Source organism: Aerococcus sp. L_32 (assembly GCF_050689315.1).
This window is the reverse complement of the sequence record NZ_JBOEQF010000565.1, coordinates 1-1,144: the sequence shown is the minus strand read 5'-3', so window position 1 is coordinate 1,144 and position 1,144 is coordinate 1. Positions and strand designations below refer to the sequence as shown.

General features: G+C 42.0%; 1 protein-coding gene. It reads left to right on the top strand.

The genetic code is table 11. The features are described from left to right. On the top strand, nucleotides 1-1,144 hold a 1,144-nt coding region (locus ACRCJ0_RS14800; RefSeq protein WP_431390969.1), incomplete at both ends, for a DRTGG domain-containing protein.

Below are 1,144 nucleotides of genomic sequence, written 5' to 3'. Positions count from 1 at the left end.
AGTGGGTACCGTCCGAATTGAAGAGAACGAAAACCGCCGCATGCACCATTTAACGATTGAAGAAATTATCAAGGTAACGGATTGCCAGGTTTTAGGTGGGGCTTCAGGTCTGAGTCGCCAGGTCCGTAAATTTATTATCGGCGCCATGGAAGCGGACGGGATGCGTCGTTATATCGAACCAGATTCCTTGATTATCGTTGGTAACCGCGATGAAATTCAACGGATTGCCTTGGAAAGTGACGTCGCTGTTCTAATCTCGGGTGGTTTTAAGCCGTCAGAAACCATTGTGGACTTGGCTAACAAGAGGGAAGTACCACTTTTAAGTGTCAACTTCGATACCTATGCGACGGCTACTTTAATCAATAAGGCGATGATTGAGCGGTCTATGCAGAAGGATATTTTACTTGTGGAGGATATCTACATTCCACTTGAACAAACGCAATTTTTATACACGGATGATACGATTACAGCTTACCGACAATTGTCAGAAAACTCGGGGCATACCCGTTTTCCAATTTGTGAAAGAGATGGTAAATTGGCGGGGATTTTAACGGCTAAGGATATTCTAGATTTCACACCGGATACCCATTTAGCTAAAGCCATGACGCCAACGCCAATTTCGGCTAAGAAGCCAATGAGTGTGGCATCAATTACCCACATGATGATTTGGGATGGTTTGGAAATTCTACCGGTTGTGGATGAAGCGGATAATTTGCAAGGGATTCTATCTAGACAAGATGTCTTGCGGACTTTGCAGTATACCCAACAAACGGAACAGAGTGAGAACCGGATTGAGATGTTACTGGCAGATAAGTTGAAATTCGTTGATCAAAATGAGGATATGACTAAGGCGCGTTACCGGTTCTTGAGTGATGTGTCATTAACCAATGATTTTGGCGCCTTATCTAATGCCTTACAACATAGTATTATCCAACTATCGGTAAAACAATTTGTCAAACAGCTACAAGGTAAATCAATCGTTGTTGATAAGGTAAGTGCATATTATTTAAAATTAGTACCTTTACAATCTACCATCGATGTTGTGCTAGAATTCCTAGATGTCTCTAGACGTTCAATGGAAATTGATATCACCGTCTACCATGGTAAACAAGTCATGACCAAAGCCATGGCTAGTGTGAAAACA